The organism is Janthinobacterium sp. GW822-FHT07A03 (assembly GCF_058798815.1).
In genome coordinates, this window is sequence record NZ_JBXAKW010000004.1 from 1 (window position 1) to 18,411 (window position 18,411).

Genomic DNA, 18,411 nt, shown 5'->3' on the forward strand with positions numbered 1-18,411 from the left:
CAATCCGAAGATCACTGCTGCACTACATCAAATGCCCACACTTATCGACTGTTAATTGTTAAAGAACTGTATTCGGCACTGCTTTCGCGCTATAGACAAAGCGTTGTGTTTGTCAGCTGCGAAGAAGGAATAGTATGAAGCAATTTGCTACGTCCGTCAACTCCTTCTTTTTCTCACTATACTCAGCATTTGCATGCGTCGTTCAGCGAGGGGGCGAATTATAGCCCTGCCCCGCGCGGCCCGCAAGCGCTATTTTCCCGCCCTCGCCGCCCAGCAAGCATAGTCTTCACTTCAAGCGCCTTTTTGTGCAGCCTGTCGCAATCGGCTGGCGTAGTTCGTGGTCTTTAGGCACAGTGGCAACATCAGACTCTGACGCTACTCAACAAGGGGTTAAACTTGCCCGCTGCGTCGATTAACTCTTGTACTTGAAAGTGCCCCCATGCTTCCGATTTCCAGCCTGCCCCAATTGTTGAAAACCATCCTCGCTTGGTTGCAACGGGCATTCGACGCGACGACGACCTGGGTTACTCAGTTGTCTTGGTGGAAATTCTTCCTGTTCGCTGCACTGGCTCTGATCGCCGGTTCCATTTTGCAAGATGAGCTGTTCTCGTCCAGCCCGGACGAAGAAGTGGTCATCAAGTCGCATAAACGCAGCAACAAGGGTTCAGGGGAAACCAATATCCTGATCGACGATACGGGCATCCATTTCAATCCCCGCAACGGCAAGAACCGGCGCAGCAGCACGGCCGATGCGGCCAGCGATCCAGCCGATGCCGCCGAGGCGGACGCAAAAGCCAGTGCCGTGCCACCGGAACCGCCGCAACCACCGGCCGCCCCTGCCAAGCCCAACTATCCGGTGACCACCGATGCTTCGGGGGAAGAAGTCCATATTGAACTGCCGCCACAAATCGGCGAAGAGTTGTCGAATGCCATCGAAGAAGCCGTCGATGATGCGGCCGAGCAAAAAGTGTCGCGCTACCACCAGCAAGCCTCGACCTGGTTCAAGAGCTTTGTGTCCTTGCTGGTACTGGCCCTGTTCGCCATGAAAGCCCTGGTCGGCGGCAAGAAACGCGCCGAAGCGGAAACCGTCACGGCCAACGAAGCGGCTGAACGGGAATCCATGCAGCGCCAGCTCAGCGAAGCGAAGATGCAGATGATGCAGGCGCAAGTCGAGCCGCACTTCCTGTTCAATACGCTTGCCTCCGTCGAGCACCTGATCCAGGTCGACCCGCCGCGCGCGGCCAAGATGCAACGCAGCCTGATCCAGTATCTGCGCGCCGTGCTGCCGCAAATGCGCGACAACGCCCTGATTACCAACCTGGGCCGTGAAGCGGACATGGTACAAGCGTACTTGAACCTGCTCAAAATGCGCATGGAAGAACGCCTGACCGTCGATTTCCAGATTCCCGACGGCCTGCGCAGCGCCGCCTTCCCGCCCATGATGCTGCAATCGATGGTGGAAAATGCCATCAAGCACGGCCTGGAAGTCAAACCGGAAGGCGGCACCCTGCGCATCGTGGCCGAAGTGGCGCACAGCAAGCTGCGCGTGACGGTCACTGACGACGGCCTGGGCTTTGGCGTGGTACCCAGCGATGGCACGGGACTGGGCTTGCCCACCATCCGCGAACGCCTGAAACTGCTGCATGGCGACCAGAGCAGCCTGACCATTACGCCAAATCAACCGTCCGGCGTGTGTGCGGTGATCGAAGTGCCATATCAATTGTCCAAATAAGACAGTTGATAAAAACGCTAAATCATTGAATAATCAATCTTCGCCTGTTCACACTTGAGACCTATGCCTACCGCTATTATTGCCGACGACGAAAGACTGATGCGCGACCAGCTGCGCCTGCGCCTGGGCCAGGCCTGGCCTGAACTGGAAATCATCGGCGAAGCCAAGAATGGCGACGAAGCGATCGAACTGGTGGAACAACTCAAACCGGACTTTGCCTTCCTCGATATCCGCATGCCAGGCAAGACGGGCATGGAAGCGGCGCAAGTGATAGGCAGCAAGACGCATATCGTCTTCGTCACGGCCTATGACAGTCACGCCGTCGAAGCCTTCGAGCGGGGTGCCGTCGACTACGTGCTCAAGCCGCCCGAGCATGAGCGCTTGCTGGTGACGGTAGAGCGCCTGAAAACGCACTTGAACAAACCGGCCCTGGACGTCAACAGCAGCGTCACGGCCATGCTGTCGCAACTGGCGGAAAAAATCACGGCCAAGCCCACCTACTTGCAATGGATACAGGCCAGCATCGGCCAGGACTTGCGCATGATCCCCGTGGAAGAGATTTTGTTCTTCCGTTCTGACGAGAAATACACGTGCGTGCAGACGGCCAAGTATGAAGCGCTGATCCGCAAGCCCGTGCGCGACCTGGCCGAAGAGCTCGATCCTTCGCTGTTCTGGCAAATCCACCGCGCCACCCTGGTCAACGTGAATGCCATCGAAGGCGTGACGCGCGACATCCGCGGCCGCCACCTGGTCCTCATCAAGGGCAAATCCGACAAGCTCGAAGTCAGCCGCAGCTTCCTGCACCTGTTCAAGCAAATGTAAATCGCTCGCCGCCGCCCGGCCAGGCCGGTGCGGCGCCTTGATCTCTTCCTTTCCCCTTCCTGCGCCACATCAAGCCGCACCGCGCCAGCAGGCATAGGCTAGATAAAGTCCAACTCTCCATCGCTGTCTTGCCTGCCTTCGTACACGTTCGCAAGGAGAATCCCATGCCCGACCGAGGCAGTCCCGCACTGCTGCGCATCTTGCCGCTGGGTATGGCGGCTGCGCTTTTGCTGTGCTTGTTTCCCCCACTGAAAGCCCGCCGCCAGCAGCAGGCGCGTGGCCAGGCCATCATCGACAGCGCCAGCGACGCCATCATCAGCATCGACAGCCGGCAAATCATCCTGCATGCGAACGCGGCGGCTGCCAGATTGTTCGACGACACGCCGGCCGGCATGCGCGGCATGCGCCTGGGCCACTACATCCTGCGCGACTTGCGTACCCTGGGCGGCCTGGGCAAGCACGATGACGAGCCGCCGTTTGGCGATATCAGCCAGGAACTGCGCCTGACGGGCCGGCGCGCCACCGACTACACCCTGACGGGACGGCGCAGCGATGGCGTCATGTTTCCCCTCGAAGGATCGCTCTCGGCCATGCAGGAAGATGGCCATAGCGTATTTACCATCATCGTGCGCGACATTACCGCGCGTCAGCAGATGCATGAACAGCTGGCCCGCTCCTTTTCGCAATTGCGTGAATTGTCGAGTGCGCTGCAAACCATCCGCGAAGAAGAACGCAAGCATATCGCGCGCGAACTGCATGATGACCTGGGACAATTGCTGGCCACCTTGCGCGTCGACCTGACCCTGGTGCGCCAGCACTCGGACACCACCGCGCCCCTGCAAGCCTTGCTGCACAGTATGGACGGCTTGCTGGTGACGGCCATTACCTCGCTGCGGCGCATCGCCAGCAACCTGCGCCCGCGCGCGCTCGATGAAGGGGGATTGTATTTTGCACTGCAAAAACTGCGCCATGACTTCCTGTTGCGCCGCGCCATCCATTTCGACTTGCTGGCCGACGAGGCCGACCTCGTGCTCGACGATGCACGCAGCACTGCCATCTATCGCATCGTGCAGGAAGCACTGACGAATATCGCGCGCCATGCCGAGGCCAGCCACATCACCATCGCCCTGCACCGCATCGACTCCTCGCTGGCGATCACCATCCAGGATGACGGCCGCGGCATTGCCGAACACGACCTGGAAAAAGCCACGGCACTGGGCTTGCTGGGCATGCGCGAGCGGGTGTGGGGCTTGAACGGCAGCATCCATATCGGCGCCGATAGCGAACTGGGCGGTACACGCATCGACATCTCGCTGCCCATGCAGGCAGAGGCGGCAGCCGCGGCGATGCAATGAAAAAGGCGCCCGCAGGCGCCTTTGCTTCGTCACATCGAATGATGCTTAGAATTTGTGTGCCAGACCAATCTGGTACGAGGTCAGCGACTTGACGCGCTCGCGGCCAGCGTAAGCGTACACGTCGGTGCGCTTCGACAGGTGGTAGTCGTAGCCGACGCCGAATTCCTTGATGGTGTCCTGATCCTTGACTTTGTTGTTGCTTTGCTCTTGCTTGCCATACGACACTTTGGCATCGCCGCCGCCCACCGTGTAGTTCAGGCCGATCAAGTAGGACTTGAATTCGCCAGTCGTGGCAACCTTGGTGTCGCCTTTCGAGTAGGCGGCGGTGATCTTGGCTGGGCCGAATTTATAGCCTCCACCGATGGACCACAGGTCAGCCTTGGCTGCCGTTGCCGTTGCTTGCACGGCTTTTTCGTAGCCGGCGTGCAGGCTGATCGGGCCATTGTCGTAGGTTGCCAGGCCGATTACTCCTGCGTCAGCGCTGTTGACTTCGCTCAGCACGTATTGCAGGCTGCCCACGAAACCGTCAAAGCTTGGGCTGTTGTAGGTCACGGCATTATTGACGCGCGACGTGCCGACGCCCGAACGCAGCAGGGTTTCATTGTTCTTGCCAACCACGCCGTAGGTGTTGAATGGGTCGACGCGGGCGATGGTGCCATCGACCAGGTTCTTGGTGCGGCCCAGGATGGCGGTACCAAACGCGCCTTTCAAGCCCACGTAAGCTTGACGGTCGAACAACACGCCTTTTTGCGCACCGGTGTCGGCCAGGAATTCACTTTCCAGGTTGAAAATTGCGGACAGGCCGCCACCCAGATCTTCCGTGCCCTTGAAACCGAGGCGCGACGCATTGTTTTCGCGTTCCACGGTCGGCTGGCCAGTGGTCTTGGCAATACCGAGGTCAACCAGACCATATACGGTGACGTTCGATTGTGCTTGCGCCGTAGCTGCTGCGAAGGTGCCGACGATCAATGCTGCCAGAGTAATTTTTTTCACTTGAGAATCTCTACATTAGGTTGGACAAGATGAGCTGCTGCTGAGCTGCTTAGCTGCTGAACCGAATCATGCCCACGAAATACTTCAACAATATGACATCGACAAGATGTTGTTTTTTGGAACAACATCTTGTTAGATAAAAACAACAGGCGAAAAAAAACCGCCCGCAGGCGGTTTCTCTTGCCGTGCAGGCCTTATTTCAGACGGCAGCTCAGCAGCCAGTAGTATTCCAGGCGCTTCATGCGGATTTCGCGGGCCGAATGGGCAAACTTCTTGCGCAGATGGCTATCCGACGGGAAATTCTTCAGCACTTCATAGCGCTCGCCCCCATCCGTCGTGCGGAACTGGTGGGTATTGCCTTCCAGGTCGGTGCGCGCGATCACCGTGCTGCTGCCATCGACATAGGAATTGTCGATCAGCACCAGCAGGATGTCCTTGCCCAGCTTGCTGCGCAATTGCTTCAGGTATTTGTCCTGGTCTTCGCGCTTGACGTGCGACCACCAGAAGCCCGCGAACACGGCCGTGAACTTGCCTAACATGTCGTCAGGCAAGTTGAATGCGTCGAGCTTGGCGAAGGTGACGTTGTCGGGCAAGCCGCGGGCCTGGGCCAGCGCCAGCATTTCATCGTTGATATCGGTGGCCAGCACGGACTCGGCCGACTCGGCGACCACTTCAGTCCAGTAGCCGGTACCGCAGGCCAGTTCCAGCACGGTGTGGCCTTCCAGCACGTCGGCGACCTTGTCGCGCAACACTTCCAGGTCTTCCTGGCGTTCGGGCTTGTCATAGACGCGCTCGTACTGCTGCGCGATGGTGGCGTAATATTTGGCAAGCTGATCGGTAATCATTGTTTCTTCTCTTCTTAAATAATCTTGGCCAGGCACATCGCCCGGCCGACTTCATGCATTGTTATAGTTCGTAGTGCTCTTTATCACCGCTCATCGCCTGCTCGATGAGCTTGCGGTTCAAGGTCGGCGTCAGCAACTCGATAAAGGTATAAATATAGCTGCGCAAATACGCGCCCTGCTTGACGGCCACGCGCGACACATTCATGCCGAACAGGTGCCCGACAGGGATGGCGCGCAAGCCTTTGTCGCGCTCGGCATCGAAGGCCATACCCGCTATGATACCAATCCCCATGCCCAACTCGACATAAGTCTTGATCACGTCCGCGTCGATGGCTTCCAGCAAGATGTCCGGTTTCAGGCCGCGCAACACGAAAGCGTGGTCGATCTTGTTGCGTCCGGCGAACGCACTGTCATAGGTAATCAGGGGGAAGGCGGCGATTTCTTCCAGGGTCACGGACTTCGACTTGAGCAGCGGATGGTCGACCGGCACCACCACCACGTGTTCCCATTGATAGCAGGGCAAGGTGATCAGGCCATCGATGGCGGCGATCGATTCCGTGGCGATGGCGAGATCCGCCTGGTCGCGCTGCACCATCTCGGCGATCTGGCGCGGATTGCCTTGCAGTAACGACAATCTTACCTTCGGGAACTTCAGCATGAAGGCTTGCACGACCTTGGGCAAGGTGTAGCGCGCCTGCGTATGCGTGGTGGCAATGGTAAAGCTGCCGCTGTCCTGCGCCGCGAATTCCTTGCCGATGCGCTTCATGCTGTCGATTTCCTGCATGATCAGCTCGACGGACTCCAGCACCAGGCGGCCCGGCTCCGTCAAGCCGCGGATGCGCTTGCCGTGGCGCGTGAAAATATCCACGCCCAGTTCTTCCTCCAGCTCGATGATGGCTTTCGATACGCCCGGTTGCGACGTAAACAAGGCCTTGGCGGCGTCCGTCAGGTTGTAGTTCTGCCGGACCGCTTCGCGCACGAAGCGCAGTTGATGGAGATTCATTGCTGGTTTGCCCTAGATTGCCGTGATTTGCCGAGTTTCCGCCCCACCCATGATTTTGCATTCATGCATATACGCATATCGCATATAAGCAAATGCGTACTTAGTAGTTTGGATTAAACACTAAGTTTATTACTATTGCGGGTACTTTGGGGGTGCAAGCATGACTTTGTCTTATATAGTCTCAGGATTTGCCGTAGGATTACTCGTAGGAATGACCGGCGTGGGCGGCGGCTCGCTGATGACGCCGCTGTTAACCCTGCTGTTTGGCGTGCCGCCTTCCGTGGCGGTGGGTACCGACCTGGCGTTCGCCTCGATCACCAAGAGCGCGGGCACCCTGACGCACCGCCTGCGCGGCACCATCCGCTGGGATATCGTCAAGCGCCTGTGCATCGGCGCCCTGCCCGCCGCCGTCATCGCGACCCTGGCGCTGAAATCGTTCGGCACCCTGTCGCCGGAAATCGGCCAGATCATCCGTTACTCGATCGCCGGTTCCGTGCTGCTGACCGTCGTGGCACTCATTTTCAAGGGCCGCATGTTGGCCTGGATCAATGCCCACCCTGAGAAACAATTGCAAGGCAACAGGCTTTCCGCAGCGACCATCATTGCCGGCGCCGTGCTGGGCGTGCTGGTGACGGTGTCGTCGATCGGCGCCGGCGCCATCGGCGCGACCTTGCTGGTGATGCTGTATCCACGCATGAGCTCGGCCGAAGTGGCGGGCACCGACATCGCCTACGCCGTGCCCCTGACGGCCATCGCCGCGCTGGGCCACTGGTGGCTCGGCTCCATCCACTGGGAATTGCTGGCCTCCCTGCTGGTCGGCTCCCTGCCCGGCATCACGCTCGGCTCCTGGGTCGCCCGCTCCGTGCCGGAAAAGTTTTTAAGAGTCTTGCTGGCGATGACCTTGACCGGCGTGGCAGTAAAGCTAATCTATTAAGTGGCAAGAGCAGTATCAAGAACATAATCCCAGGCAATCGTCCAGCACCCCGGCTTTTTTAGGAATTGATATGTACCATTACGATCAGTACGACCACCTCATCATCAAAGAACGCATCGCCCAGTACCGAGACCAGGTTGCGCGCCGTATCGCCAATGAACTGACGGAAGAGGAATTCATTCCGCTGCGCCTGCAAAACGGCCTGTACATGCAACGCCACGCCTACATGCTGCGCATCGCCGTGCCGTACGGCTTGCTGTCGTCCAAGCAGATGCGCATGTTCGCGCACATCGCGCGCAAGTACGACCGCGGCTATGGCCACTTCACCACGCGCCAGAACATCCAGTTCAACTGGATTGAGCTGGAACAAACCCCCGATATCCTGACGGACCTGGCTTCCGTGGAAATGCACGCGATCCAGACGTCCGGCAACTGTATCCGTAATACAACATCGGACCCGTTTGCCGGCGTCGCCGCCGATGAAATCATCGATCCGCGCCCGTACGCGGAAGTATTGCGCCAGTGGAGCACCTTCCACCCCGAGTTCATCGCCCTGCCGCGCAAGTTCAAGGTCGCCATCAATGGCGCAGAGGAAGACCGCGCCGCCATCGCCGTGCACGACATCGGCTTGACGGCCGTGCGCAACGCCGCTGGCGAGGTGGGCTTCAAGGTGATGGCCGGCGGCGGCATGGGCCGCACGCCGATCCTGGGCAGCGTCGTGCGCGACTTCCTGCCATGGCAACACTTGCTGACGTACATCCAGGCGATCATGCGCGTGTACAACTTGCACGGCCGCCGCGACAACAAATACAAGGCGCGCATCAAGATCCTGTTGAAAGCCATCGGCGTGGAAGAATTCACGCGCCAGGTGGAAGCGGAGTGGGTCGATTTGAAGGATGGTCCGGAAACCTTGACGGCCGAGGAAATGCAGCGCGTGGCGGACTTCTTCAATCCACCCGCCTACCTTGCCCTGCCGGAACTCGACTACCAGGCCGAACACGCGGACAACAAGGCGTATATAAATTGGCTGGCGCGCAACGTCAAGCCGCACCAGCGTCCCGGCTACGTGGCCGTGGTGCTGTCCCTGAAGAAAACGGGCGTGCCGCCAGGCGACGCGACGGCCGAGCAGATCGACTTCGTGGCCGACCTGGCCGACCGCTACAGCTTTGGCGAACTGCGCGTGACGCATGAGCAAAACCTGGTGCTGGCCGACGTGGAACAGTCGAAACTGTTCGCACTGTGGCAGGAAGCCAAGGCGCACGGCCTGGCCACGCCGAATATCGGCTTGCTGACGGACATGATCTGCTGCCCGGGCGGCGATTTCTGCTCGCTGGCGAACGCCAAGTCGCTGCCGATCGCGGCCGCCATCGCGGAACGCTTCGACAGCATCGACTTCCAGCACGACATCGGCGAGATCGAACTGAATATTTCCGGCTGCATCAATGCCTGCGGTCACCATCACGTGGGCAGCATCGGCATCCTCGGCGTCGACAAGGATGGCAGCGAATGGTATCAAGTGTCGATCGGCGGCGCGCAAGGCAACAACGCGGCCATCGGCAAGATCATCGGACCCTCGTTCTCTTCCCTGCAGATGCCTGAAGTCATCGGCCGCCTGCTGCACGTCTACGTGCGCGACCGCCATGAAGGCGAGCGCTTCGTCGATACGGCCCAGCGCCTGGGCCTGGCGCCGTTCAAGGAACACGTATATGCAACGCCGATCACGGTCGGCAATCTGGTGGGAGAAGACGAATATGTTTGAAGTACGCGAAGAAATCATCAAGAACGCCGCCGTGGTGCCGAATACCTGGGGCTTGCTGCGCCTCGATGAGACGGATACGCCGGAAACGGTGGTCGTGCCTGCAGGCAAGGTCATCGTGCCGCTGCCCGTGTGGCAAGCCCAGCGCGAAACCCTGGCGGCCCGCCTGCCCGACATCGGCGTGTGGCTGGCCAGCGACGAGCGGCCGGAAGAGCTGGCGGCCGATGTGGCGCAATTGCCCGTCATCGGCGTGGACTTCCCGAAATTCACGGATGGCCGCGGCTATTCCATCGCGTTCAACCTGCGCGCCCGCCTGGGTTTCCAGGGTGAATTGCGCGCCATCGGCGACGTGCTGCGCGACCAATTGTTCTCGATGCACCGCGTCGGCTTCGATGCGTATGCGACGCGCCCGGACCGCAGCATCCATGACGCCCTGAAAGGTTTGTCTGTCTTTTCGGAAACCTACCAGGCGTCGTGGGACCAGAAATCGCCGCTGTTCCGCCGCCACCACCGCGAAGGCCAGAATCCTGACCTCGACAACGCGGCCGGCATCTGAGGATCAATCATGAGCGATCTGACTTCTTTGATTGACGCCACCGAGCAAACGCTGACACGCATCGCCGCGGATTTTTCGCCAGCCGTGTTCGCGTCCAGCCTGGCAGCCGAAGACATGGTGCTGACCGACATGATTCTCAAGGCAAAGCTGCCAATCGGCATCTTTTCCCTGGAAACGGGCCGGCTGCACCAGGAAACCCTGGCCGTGCTCGACAAGGTCAAGGCCCGCTACGGCCACGACATCACCCTGTACCGCCCGCAGCCGGAGCTTGTCGCTGCCTACGTGGAACAAAACGGCCTCAACGCCTTTTATAACAGTGTCGAGATGCGCCGCGAATGCTGCCGCATCCGCAAGGTCGAGCCGCTGGGCCGCGCCCTGGCGGGCAACAAGGCCTGGGTCACGGGCCAGCGCCGCGCCCAGTCCACCACGCGCGCAGAATTGCACGTGCAGGAAGACGACGCGGCACACGCGATGACGAAATTCAATCCGCTGGCCGACTGGTCCGAGCAGGATGTGTGGGACTATATCCGTGCCAACGACGTGCCCTACAACGCGCTGCACGACCAGGGCTACCCGTCCATCGGCTGCGAACCATGCACGCGGGCCGTGCAGCCGGGCGAAGATGTGCGCGCCGGACGCTGGTGGTGGGAAAACCCGGATTCCAAGGAATGCGGCCTGCACATGGTGGACGGCAAGTTGATCCGCATCAAATCCGTGGCAGCCTGAACAGATACACAGAACAAGAAAGCATCCAATATGAGCAATATTTTGAACCAGCGTCACCTCGACAGCCTTGAATCGGAAGCCATCCACATCATGCGCGAAGTGGCGGCCGAATCGGCCAACCCCGCGCTGCTGTTTTCCGGCGGCAAGGATTCCGTCGTCCTGCTGCGCCTGGCCGAAAAAGCCTTCCGTCCGGGCAAGTTTCCCTTCCCCCTCGTGCATATCGACACGGGCCACAACTTTCCGGAAGTCATTACTTTCCGTGATAAAAAGGTGGCGCAGCTGGGCGAGCGCCTGATCGTCGGCTCCGTGGAGGATTCCATCAAGCGCGGCACCGTGCGCCTGCGCAACCCGGCCACGGATTCGCGCAATGCGGCGCAAGCCGTGACCTTGCTGGAAACCATCGCCGAACACAGCTTCGACGCCTGCATCGGCGGCGCGCGCCGCGATGAAGAGAAGGCCCGCGCCAAGGAACGCATCTTTTCGTTCCGCGACGAATTCGGCGCCTGGGACCCGAAAGCCCAGCGCCCGGAACTGTGGGACCTGTATAACACGCGCGTGCATCCCGGCGAGAACATGCGCGTCTTCCCCATCTCGAACTGGACGGAGCTGGACGTGTGGCAATACATCGCCCGCGAGAAACTGGAATTGCCGCCGATCTACTTCGCGCACGAGCGCCAGGTGATCCCGCGCAACGGCCTGCTGGTGCCGCTGACGGATCTGACGCCGCCGCGCGACGGTGAAACGGTGGAAACGCAAGTCGTGCGCTTCCGCACGGTGGGCGATATCTCGTGCACCTGCCCCGTCTCGTCCGATGCGGCCACGGTGGACGCCATCATCGCCGAGACGGCAATCACGCAAATCACGGAACGTGGCGCCACCCGCATGGATGACCAGACTTCCGAAGCCTCGATGGAAAAACGCAAGAAAGCAGGGTATTTCTAATGAACGCAGCAATCCAGAACACCACTCTCACCGACAGCGTCGAACGCGGCATGTTGCGCTTTATCACGGCCGGTTCCGTCGATGACGGCAAGAGCACCCTGATCGGCCGTTTGCTGTTCGACAGCAAGGGCATCTTCGCCGACCAGCTCGATGCCATGTCGCGCTCCAAGCACAAGCGCACGGTGGGCGACACGGTCGACCTGTCCTTGCTGACGGATGGCCTGGAAGCGGAACGCGAGCAAGGCATCACCATCGACGTGGCTTACCGTTACTTTGCCACGCCGAAACGCAAATTCATCATCGCCGACACGCCGGGCCACGAACAATACACGCGCAACATGGTCACGGGGGCGTCCACCGCCGATGCCGTCATCATTTTGATCGACGTGTCGAAAGTCAAACTCGGTGACGATGGCAGCGTGGAACTGTTGATCCAGACCAAACGTCATTCGACGATTGCCCATTTGCTGCAGATCGAGCACGTGGTCGTGGCCGTCAACAAGATGGACCTGGTCGATTACGATGAAACGGTGTACAACCGCATCGTCGCCGCCTACCGCGAATTTGCCCAGTCGCTGGGTCTGAAGGACATCACACCGATTCCGCTGTCCGCCTTGACGGGCGACAATGTCGTCGAGCGCGGCGACAAGCTGGGCTGGTACACGGGTCCCACCCTGATCGAGCTGCTTGAGTCCTTGTCTGTCTACGACGAATCGCACGACACGCCGTTCCGCTTCCCCGTGCAGCTGGTGGCGCGCCACAATGGCCACGAAGCGAACGACTTCCGCGGCTACATGGGCCGCATCGAGGCGGGCAAGGTCAGCATCGGCGACACCCTGGTAGTGCAGCCATCGGGCCAGACGGCAACAGTGAAAGATATCGTCACCCTGGACGGCTCGCTGCCGACGGCCGTGGTGGGCCAGTCCGTGACCCTGCTGCTGAATGAATATCTGGACATTTCGCGCGGCGACTTGCTGGCCAGCAGCGAGCGCCCTGCCACCCTGCTGAAACAGGTGGTGGCCGACGTGTGCTGGCTGTCGGAAGACGCGCTGGACCTGCGCCGCAAGTACTGGATCAAGCATGGCACCAGGCAGACAGCGGCCAAGGTGACGGCGATCGAATCGATTCTCGATATCAATACGCAGCAGCGCCATCCGGCCGAAGGCTTGAAGCTGAACGACATCGCCCGCATCAGCCTGAACGTGCAGCAGGCGCTGGCGGCCGATGCGTATGCCGAAATCCGCGCCACCGGTGCGTTTATCCTGATCGATGAAGTCACCCACCAGACGGTCGCCGCGGGCATGGTTCGGCTGTAACCGCGTCTCGACTAAGGAAGACAAGCATGAAAAACTCCACATCTCTCCCCGGCAAGGTCTACCTGATCGGCGCCGGCCCCGGTGCGCAAGACCTGATGACCTTGCGCGGCGCCCGCCTGCTGGCGCAGGCCGACGTCGTGCTGCACGACGCGCTGGTCACCGAAGAGATGCTGGAGCTGTGCCCCCAGGCGCAAAAGATCCTTGTCGGCAAGCGCTGCGGCCAGTTGTCGACGGCACAAGCCTTTATTAACAAGCAACTGGTCGACAACGCGCGCAAGCACGCCGTCGTGGTGCGCCTGAAGGGGGGCGACCCCATGCTGTTCGGCCGTGCCGACGAGGAATTGCGGGCACTGGAAGAAGCGGGTATCGCCGTCGAAGTGGTGCCAGGCATTACCACCGCCCTGGCTGCCGCGGCGGCCACACAGCAGCCGCTGACCAAGCGGGGCGTGTCGCGCAGCGTAGCCTTTTTCACGTCCAGCACGGCGCCGGGCGAACCGGAGCAGACGCGCATTCCCGACTGCGATACCTTGGTGCAATACATGGGCGGCCGCGAAGCCATCGCCACGGCGCAGCGCCTGCTGGCCCTGGGCCGCCGGGCCGATACCCCGGTGGTGGTGATTGAAAACTGCAGCCGCCCGGACCAGCGCATCGTGCGCCTGACGCTGAGCGCCCTGGCGCATGGCCTGGGCGACACCCACGGCCCCGTACTGGTCATGCTGGGCGACGCCATGGCCGCGCGCGCACACCAGTCCATCGAAGAAACCGTCGCCATTCTGGCGCGCCATGCTTGAATAAACACACCGTATTTTACCGACTTTAAAGTCAGTAACCGACGTCTTCCGGGGAAACATGATACGATGCTCACGCATCTTTTCTCGAGAAGTTATTGCGTGACAGCAATGAAAATCACGCTTTGCTCCGCCATAGCGCTTGCCGCGCGGTCTTCCGGCTGACGGAAACCGCCGGGCAATCTCCCCGAAAAAAGCTGCGCCCGCAGGCTGCAATACCGCGCCGCGCAACTTTGGCCTTACGATCACACATGAATTTCACTTCCATGCGCGAAGCACTGACTTCGCTCAGCCGCAGCAATGCCGGCGTCGCCAGCGCTGTGCTGTTCAGCATGCTCGCCTCCATCGCCCTGTGGACGGTGTTCCCGGATATCGACGACGAAAACCATTTATTGGAATGGCTGCAGGCGCTGTTCCTGGCCCTGGCCTGCACGGTGCACGGCGTGCGCGCCTGGCAAGAGACTGACCGCCAGTCCTTGCGTTTCCTCATGCACGCCGGCTTGTCGGCCCTGCTGTTCGGCTTCCTGCTGCGCGAACTCGATATCGACCAATTCGGCACGGCGCCCGCCTGGGCGCAGCTGGAAAAAGCCCTGCGCGTAGTGGAATTGCTGATCCTGATACGCGTGCTGATCTTCTTCGCGCCGCGCGCGCGCAAGGTGTTTGCCCATGCGCCGCAGATTTTCAGCATGCGCATCACCATCCTGACGGCCATCGGCGGCTTGCTGATGGTCGCCGGCTGGCCTTTCGACAAGAAGGTCTTTCACGGCATGCCGGACGCTTACGCGCTGCTGGGCGAAGAAGTGCTCGAACTGGGCGCCTATCTGCTGCTGTTCCTCGCTGCGCTGTCCGACAGCACGGCCGCCGCCCGCATCAGCCTGGCGCCAAGGAAGAAAGCGGTTTAACCGTCGTCAAATCTCAAAGGAAGACGGCAGCGGCAGCAGCCGCTGCAAGGTAGCGGCCACGCGCAGCAGGCGCGGGTCGTCATCCTCGGCCTCGTCGCAGGTATCGTTGATACAGAAAAACGGCAAGCTGCCGAAACGCGCCGCCAGCTCCTCGAGCTGCTGCGGCGCCTGCGCATCGCCGCTGGCGATATGCAGCGGGTCGAGCATGCGCGAGCGCGCAATCCCCTGATGCACCATCCAGCGCGGCACCAGGTCGGGCAGCAATGCCGGCACCTGCCACGAGCGGAACACCGTCGCGCGCACAGCGGCAAACATGGCCGGCGCCAGCCCTTCCAGCGCATGCAGCGCGCTTTTCAGCATGGGCCGCGGCGCATGCGCATACAGGCACGGTTCATGCCGGTATGCGGGGTACTGCGCCGACAGCCATTGCCGCGACAGGGTAGCGCAGTTGACGGGCGCCGCCACGTCGGCGCGCAAGCCCGGCACATCATCGTGCAGCGCGCTTTCCGTGAACACGCTCAAGCACCGGTCCCCTTCCCCGCCAAACCAGAACGCGGAATCGAACGGCGCGCCGAAAAATACATCGTCGTTCAAATACAGGAAACGTTCGGACAAACCCGGGATATGGTGCAGGTACGATTCGATATGGCCGGAATCGAACACGGGCAAGGCGGCGCCGGGCATCAGGCTGGCGTGGTCGATCACCGTCAGGCGCGGTGAAGCGCGCAGCCAGTGCGGCACTTGCCGGTCCGTCAGCAGGTAGACATGGCCGTGGCCGGGGAAGAAACGCTCGAGCGCGCGCAGGTTGTAGCGCAGTTCGCCGTTGTCGCGGTAGCGCCCCGCCACGTTGCCGTGCAGGGCCAGCTGGCCCGGATGCGCCTGCGCCCAGGCGGCGTACGCGTGCTGCCGGCGCGCGCGCCAGGCGGGATCGGCGCCGTCAACCCACAGGTAGACGATGTCAATGCCGCTCAAGGCAGAGGGCTGAAGCCTGGCGCCGCCACGCAGTAATCGGCGATGGCGGCGAGCACGCTGGCGTTCTCGCCCACCGCCTCGACCACCTTCAGGCGCAATTGCGGATGCTGCTGGCGCAGTTCTTCCAGCAGCAGCGGCAAGTCGCGCAGCACATGCCCGCCCTGCCCCAGGAACACGGGCACCACGGTGACGTCGAGGATGGCGCCGGCGGGCAGCTCGGCCAGCAGGGTCGCCACCAGCTCGGGCAGGCGCGGCGTCATCAGTTCAAGGAAGGCCAGGTGCACACTGGTGCCGGGCATGCGCGCCTGGGTCAGGTCGCGCAGGCGCTCGAATGGCGCGGCCCACGATGCGGCGCGCGCGCCATGGGCAAACAGGATCAGCGCCTGTTTCACGTTCGCCTCCATCAGTGCCTCTCCACCCACCACAGGGCGCCCAGCGCCAGCAGCAGGTACAGGGCGCTCGGCGCCACCGCCGTCAGGAAGGCGGGCCAGGTGCTGAGCAAGCCAAGATGCGAGAACAGCGTGTTGACCAGCATGAAGCTCACGCCGATCATGATGCCGATGAAGATCTTCAGGCTGATGCCGCCGCTGCGCGTATGCATGTAGGCAAACGGCAGCGCCAGCGCCATCAAGACGAAAATGGCCAGCGGATCGATCAGCTTTTTCCAGAAGGCGATGCGGAAACGCTCCGTTTCCTGCTTGTTCTCCGCCAAGTGGCGCGTGTACACGGCCAGTTCGCTGGCCGACATGCGCTCGGGATCGGATGCCGACACCGTCAGGATCTTCGGCGTCACTTCCGACGTCATGTCCTTGCTGGCGCTTTGCACCGTGCGCACCAGGCTCGTTTCCTGCCCATAGTAGTTCGCCAGCTTCGGCTCGAAGCCGGGCGAAGTCGCCGCGCTGTTCGAGAACGAGGTTTCCGTCACATCGGTCAGGCGCCAGATATTATTGCCCTGATACGTCGCCCCCTTGGCCACGGTCAAGGTGCGCAAACGCATATCGGTGTCAAATTCATACAGCTTGACGTTTTTCAGCTGGCCGTCCGGACGCGCTTCGCCGACATTGAAGAAGCGCGAACCGGTGACGGTGCCCGTCAGGCCGTCGCTCTTGACCATGTCCTTGGTCCACAGGCCCGAGCGGAATTCGCTCGACACGGCCGCGCCGCGCGAGGTCAGCTTGAGGCGCTCGGCCAGCGGCTCCGTGCGCGGCGTGATCAACTCGCCGAAGATGAAGGTGATGACGACGAAGACGATACCGATACGGAACAGGAAACCGGCGGCCATCGCCGTCGACATGCTCGAGGCGCGCATGATGGTGAATTCGGAACTGGCGGCAAATTGCGCCATCGTGTAGATGGTGCCGATCAGCGCCGCGATCGGCATCACCTCGTACACGTGGCCCGGCACCAGCACCAACACATACAGGAAGGCATACTGGATGGTGTAGCCGTTACGGCCCACCTTGGGCAGCTCGCCCGTCAGATCGATGAAGGCTTGCAGTGCCAGGAAGGCCAGCAGCACGAACAGCACCGCCTGGAATATCGAGACCGCAAAATAGCGCTGTAAAATCTTCATTTCGATGCCGCTTTACTTGGTTTGCCGGCGCGGCGCGCGCGCTTGAAGGCCGCCAGCAGGACCAGCGGATGGTAGCGGTGGTTCACATTCAGGCGCCATGCAAACAGCGCCACCACGGCCAGCGCCGCCAGCAGGTGCAGCGGCCACCAGGCCAGGCCGAAGGTCAGGCGCCCCTGTTTCACGCTCGCTTCGACGACCTTGATCAGGTTGCTGTACGTAAAGAAAATCAGCAGGGCGATAATCAGGTTGGTCGAACTGCCGGCGCGCGGATTGACAAAGCCCAGCGGAATGGCCAGCAGGATCAGCATCAGGCCGATCAGCGGCGCGCTGACCCGCCACAGCAATTCGGCCATGGTGTAGGGATTCGGATCGGCGACCAGCGCCATGGTGCTCATGGCGCGCACGCCCAGTTCCGCGCCCAGTTCCTGCTGCTTGCTCTCGATGCGCATGATGTACTGCTCGAACTCCATGGTCTGGAAGTCCGCCTGTGTCGGCACGCCCTGGTAGCGGCGGCCGCTCTTGAGCACCAGGAAGCGTTCTCCCTTGGCGTCGGTATTGATCACGCCTTCCTTGGCGACGACGACGACGGCGCTGCCTTTTTCATCGACGGTATTGACGAAGACGTTCTGCACCACGTTCTTCTCGCCGCTGACGCCCTCGACGAAAAAGATCCGGTTGCTGCCGGCCGATTCGCGGAACTGGCCCGGCGTGACTTTCTGCAGGTCTTCGCGCTTTTCAAAGCGCGCCACATATTCATCGCTTTTCTTTTGCGCCCACGGCGTGGCGTACAGGCTCAGGATGCCCGTGGCCAGCACCAGCGGCAGGCCGAAGCTGAGCACGGGCCAGATCCAGCGCGACAGGCTCAGGCCCGAGGCGAACCACACCACCATCTCCGACTCCTTGTAGCTGCGCGTGACGACCATCAGCACCGAAATGAAACCGGTGAGGATGATGATGGTGGGCAGCTGCATCAGGGCGGAAAAGACCATCAGGGACATGACGTCGGCCGATGCGATCTTGCCGCCCGCCGCCTTGCCGAGAATACCGATCAGCATCCAGGTGAGCAGGATGCTGAACAAAACAGTGAAGGTGGCCCCGGCGGCACTAGCCAATTCACGTCGAAGGGCGCGTTGAAAGATCATTCGGAGTTTATAATTCGGGTCAGTTAGTTGAGTAACACGTTACTAGTAAATGAA

17 protein-coding genes and 1 pseudogene are annotated in these 18,411 nt (G+C 61.0%); 11 read left to right on the top strand and 7 right to left on the bottom strand.

Going from position 1 to position 18,411, the window contains the following annotated elements; genetic code table 11:
• Positions 1–439 precede the first annotated feature (439 nt).
• From AC1RJW_RS12290 to AC1RJW_RS12300, 3 genes are all read left to right on the top strand, one after another.
• Complete coding sequence (locus tag AC1RJW_RS12290; RefSeq protein ID WP_493045168.1) at positions 440–1,732, top strand: sensor histidine kinase; 1,293 nt, start codon at positions 440–442, stop codon at positions 1,730–1,732.
• Positions 1,733–1,795: 63 nt separating this feature from the next.
• Entirely contained in the window at positions 1,796–2,554 is a 759-nt protein-coding gene (locus AC1RJW_RS12295; RefSeq protein WP_034751497.1) for a LytR/AlgR family response regulator transcription factor, read from the top strand.
• Positions 2,555–2,718: 164 nt separating this feature from the next.
• Positions 2,719–3,909, top strand: a complete 1,191-nt coding sequence (locus tag AC1RJW_RS12300; RefSeq protein WP_493045169.1) for a PAS domain-containing sensor histidine kinase — start codon at positions 2,719–2,721, stop codon at positions 3,907–3,909.
• Between the two features lie 45 nt (positions 3,910–3,954).
• Here the strand turns inward: AC1RJW_RS12300 and AC1RJW_RS12305 are convergent, their stop codons facing one another.
• The 3 genes from AC1RJW_RS12305 to AC1RJW_RS12315 form a co-directional block, all read right to left on the bottom strand.
• Positions 3,955–4,902: a porin gene (locus AC1RJW_RS12305; protein WP_493045171.1), complete on the bottom strand. Its 948-nt coding sequence runs from the start codon at positions 4,900–4,902 to the stop codon at positions 3,955–3,957.
• Positions 4,903–5,096: 194 nt separating this feature from the next.
• On the bottom strand, positions 5,097–5,747 hold the full coding sequence (locus AC1RJW_RS12310; RefSeq protein WP_493045173.1) for a class I SAM-dependent methyltransferase: 651 nt from the start codon (positions 5,745–5,747) through the stop codon (positions 5,097–5,099).
• 61 nt (positions 5,748–5,808) lie between these two features.
• A complete protein-coding gene (locus AC1RJW_RS12315) occupies positions 5,809–6,750 on the bottom strand; it encodes a CysB family HTH-type transcriptional regulator (protein ID WP_034751505.1) in 942 nt (313 codons plus the stop codon).
• A gap of 160 nt (positions 6,751–6,910) precedes the next feature.
• Here AC1RJW_RS12315 and AC1RJW_RS12320 point away from each other — a divergent pair, with 160 nt between their 5' ends.
• The 8 genes and pseudogenes from AC1RJW_RS12320 to AC1RJW_RS12355 all read left to right on the top strand — a co-directional run bounded on the left by AC1RJW_RS12320 (position 6,911) and on the right by AC1RJW_RS12355 (position 14,670).
• On the top strand, positions 6,911–7,684 hold the full coding sequence (locus AC1RJW_RS12320; RefSeq protein WP_493045174.1) for a sulfite exporter TauE/SafE family protein: 774 nt from the start codon (positions 6,911–6,913) through the stop codon (positions 7,682–7,684).
• Positions 7,685–7,754: 70 nt separating this feature from the next.
• Positions 7,755–9,443, top strand: coding sequence for a nitrite/sulfite reductase (locus tag AC1RJW_RS12325; RefSeq protein WP_493045176.1), 1,689 nt, complete (start codon positions 7,755–7,757; stop codon positions 9,441–9,443).
• A complete protein-coding gene (locus tag AC1RJW_RS12330) occupies positions 9,436–9,996 on the top strand; it encodes a DUF934 domain-containing protein (protein WP_475415209.1) in 561 nt (186 codons plus the stop codon). The genes AC1RJW_RS12325 and AC1RJW_RS12330 overlap by 8 nt, the downstream gene beginning before the upstream one ends.
• A gap of 9 nt (positions 9,997–10,005) precedes the next feature.
• Positions 10,006–10,722 (top strand): phosphoadenylyl-sulfate reductase, encoded by a 717-nt coding sequence (locus AC1RJW_RS12335; protein ID WP_493045178.1) that lies wholly within the window; start codon positions 10,006–10,008, stop codon positions 10,720–10,722.
• A gap of 27 nt (positions 10,723–10,749) precedes the next feature.
• Positions 10,750–11,664: pseudogene (cysD, locus tag AC1RJW_RS12340) on the top strand (sulfate adenylyltransferase subunit CysD); the annotation flags it as partial.
• A complete protein-coding gene (locus AC1RJW_RS12345) occupies positions 11,664–12,980 on the top strand; it encodes a sulfate adenylyltransferase subunit 1 (protein WP_493045179.1) in 1,317 nt (438 codons plus the stop codon). The pseudogene cysD and the gene AC1RJW_RS12345, both read left to right, overlap by 1 nt.
• A 26-nt stretch (positions 12,981–13,006) precedes the next feature.
• On the top strand, positions 13,007–13,771 hold the full coding sequence (gene cobA / locus AC1RJW_RS12350; protein ID WP_493045180.1) for a uroporphyrinogen-III C-methyltransferase: 765 nt from the start codon (positions 13,007–13,009) through the stop codon (positions 13,769–13,771).
• A gap of 248 nt (positions 13,772–14,019) precedes the next feature.
• Positions 14,020–14,670 (top strand): hypothetical protein, encoded by a 651-nt coding sequence (locus AC1RJW_RS12355; protein ID WP_493045181.1) that lies wholly within the window; start codon positions 14,020–14,022, stop codon positions 14,668–14,670.
• A 6-nt stretch (positions 14,671–14,676) separates the two neighbouring features.
• Here AC1RJW_RS12355 and AC1RJW_RS12360 read toward each other — a convergent pair whose 3' ends face one another.
• Genes AC1RJW_RS12360 through lptF form a run of 4 tightly spaced genes read right to left on the bottom strand, consistent with a single transcriptional unit; the run spans position 14,677 to position 18,357 of the window.
• The gene (locus AC1RJW_RS12360) at positions 14,677–15,642 is read right to left on the bottom strand and encodes a Stealth CR1 domain-containing protein (protein ID WP_493045182.1); all 966 of its coding nucleotides are present in this window, start codon (positions 15,640–15,642) and stop codon (positions 14,677–14,679) included.
• The gene (locus AC1RJW_RS12365) at positions 15,639–16,046 is read right to left on the bottom strand and encodes a sirohydrochlorin chelatase (RefSeq protein ID WP_493045184.1); all 408 of its coding nucleotides are present in this window, start codon (positions 16,044–16,046) and stop codon (positions 15,639–15,641) included. Before AC1RJW_RS12365 ends, AC1RJW_RS12360 begins: the two co-directional genes overlap by 4 nt.
• Positions 16,046–17,215 (bottom strand): LPS export ABC transporter permease LptG, encoded by a 1,170-nt coding sequence (gene lptG / locus AC1RJW_RS12370; RefSeq protein WP_493045186.1) that lies wholly within the window; start codon positions 17,213–17,215, stop codon positions 16,046–16,048. The genes AC1RJW_RS12365 and lptG overlap by 1 nt, the downstream gene beginning before the upstream one ends.
• Positions 17,212–18,357: an LPS export ABC transporter permease LptF gene (lptF, locus tag AC1RJW_RS12375; protein ID WP_493045188.1), complete on the bottom strand. Its 1,146-nt coding sequence runs from the start codon at positions 18,355–18,357 to the stop codon at positions 17,212–17,214. The genes lptG and lptF overlap by 4 nt, the downstream gene beginning before the upstream one ends.
• Positions 18,358–18,411 lie beyond the last annotated feature (54 nt).

What these genes read in the sequence shown, in the direction of transcription:
- AC1RJW_RS12315 (WP_034751505.1), bottom strand. Translation starts at nt 6,750, where the DNA reads ATGAATCTCCATCAACTGCGCTTCGTGCGCGAAGCGGTCCGGCAGAAC.
- cobA (WP_493045180.1), top strand. Translation starts at nt 13,007, where the DNA reads ATGAAAAACTCCACATCTCTCCCCGGCAAGGTCTACCTGATCGGCGCC.
- AC1RJW_RS12345 (WP_493045179.1), top strand. Translation starts at nt 11,664, where the DNA reads ATGAACGCAGCAATCCAGAACACCACTCTCACCGACAGCGTCGAACGC.
- AC1RJW_RS12295 (WP_034751497.1), top strand. Translation starts at nt 1,796, where the DNA reads ATGCCTACCGCTATTATTGCCGACGACGAAAGACTGATGCGCGACCAG.
- AC1RJW_RS12290 (WP_493045168.1), top strand. Translation starts at nt 440, where the DNA reads ATGCTTCCGATTTCCAGCCTGCCCCAATTGTTGAAAACCATCCTCGCT.
- AC1RJW_RS12365 (WP_493045184.1), bottom strand. Translation starts at nt 16,046, where the DNA reads ATGGAGGCGAACGTGAAACAGGCGCTGATCCTGTTTGCCCATGGCGCG.
- AC1RJW_RS12325 (WP_493045176.1), top strand. Translation starts at nt 7,755, where the DNA reads ATGTACCATTACGATCAGTACGACCACCTCATCATCAAAGAACGCATC.
- AC1RJW_RS12355 (WP_493045181.1), top strand. Translation starts at nt 14,020, where the DNA reads ATGAATTTCACTTCCATGCGCGAAGCACTGACTTCGCTCAGCCGCAGC.
- AC1RJW_RS12320 (WP_493045174.1), top strand. Translation starts at nt 6,911, where the DNA reads ATGACTTTGTCTTATATAGTCTCAGGATTTGCCGTAGGATTACTCGTA.
- lptF (WP_493045188.1), bottom strand. Translation starts at nt 18,357, where the DNA reads ATGATCTTTCAACGCGCCCTTCGACGTGAATTGGCTAGTGCCGCCGGG.
- AC1RJW_RS12310 (WP_493045173.1), bottom strand. Translation starts at nt 5,747, where the DNA reads ATGATTACCGATCAGCTTGCCAAATATTACGCCACCATCGCGCAGCAG.
- AC1RJW_RS12300 (WP_493045169.1), top strand. Translation starts at nt 2,719, where the DNA reads ATGCCCGACCGAGGCAGTCCCGCACTGCTGCGCATCTTGCCGCTGGGT.
- AC1RJW_RS12335 (WP_493045178.1), top strand. Translation starts at nt 10,006, where the DNA reads ATGAGCGATCTGACTTCTTTGATTGACGCCACCGAGCAAACGCTGACA.
- AC1RJW_RS12330 (WP_475415209.1), top strand. Translation starts at nt 9,436, where the DNA reads ATGTTTGAAGTACGCGAAGAAATCATCAAGAACGCCGCCGTGGTGCCG.
- lptG (WP_493045186.1), bottom strand. Translation starts at nt 17,215, where the DNA reads ATGAAGATTTTACAGCGCTATTTTGCGGTCTCGATATTCCAGGCGGTG.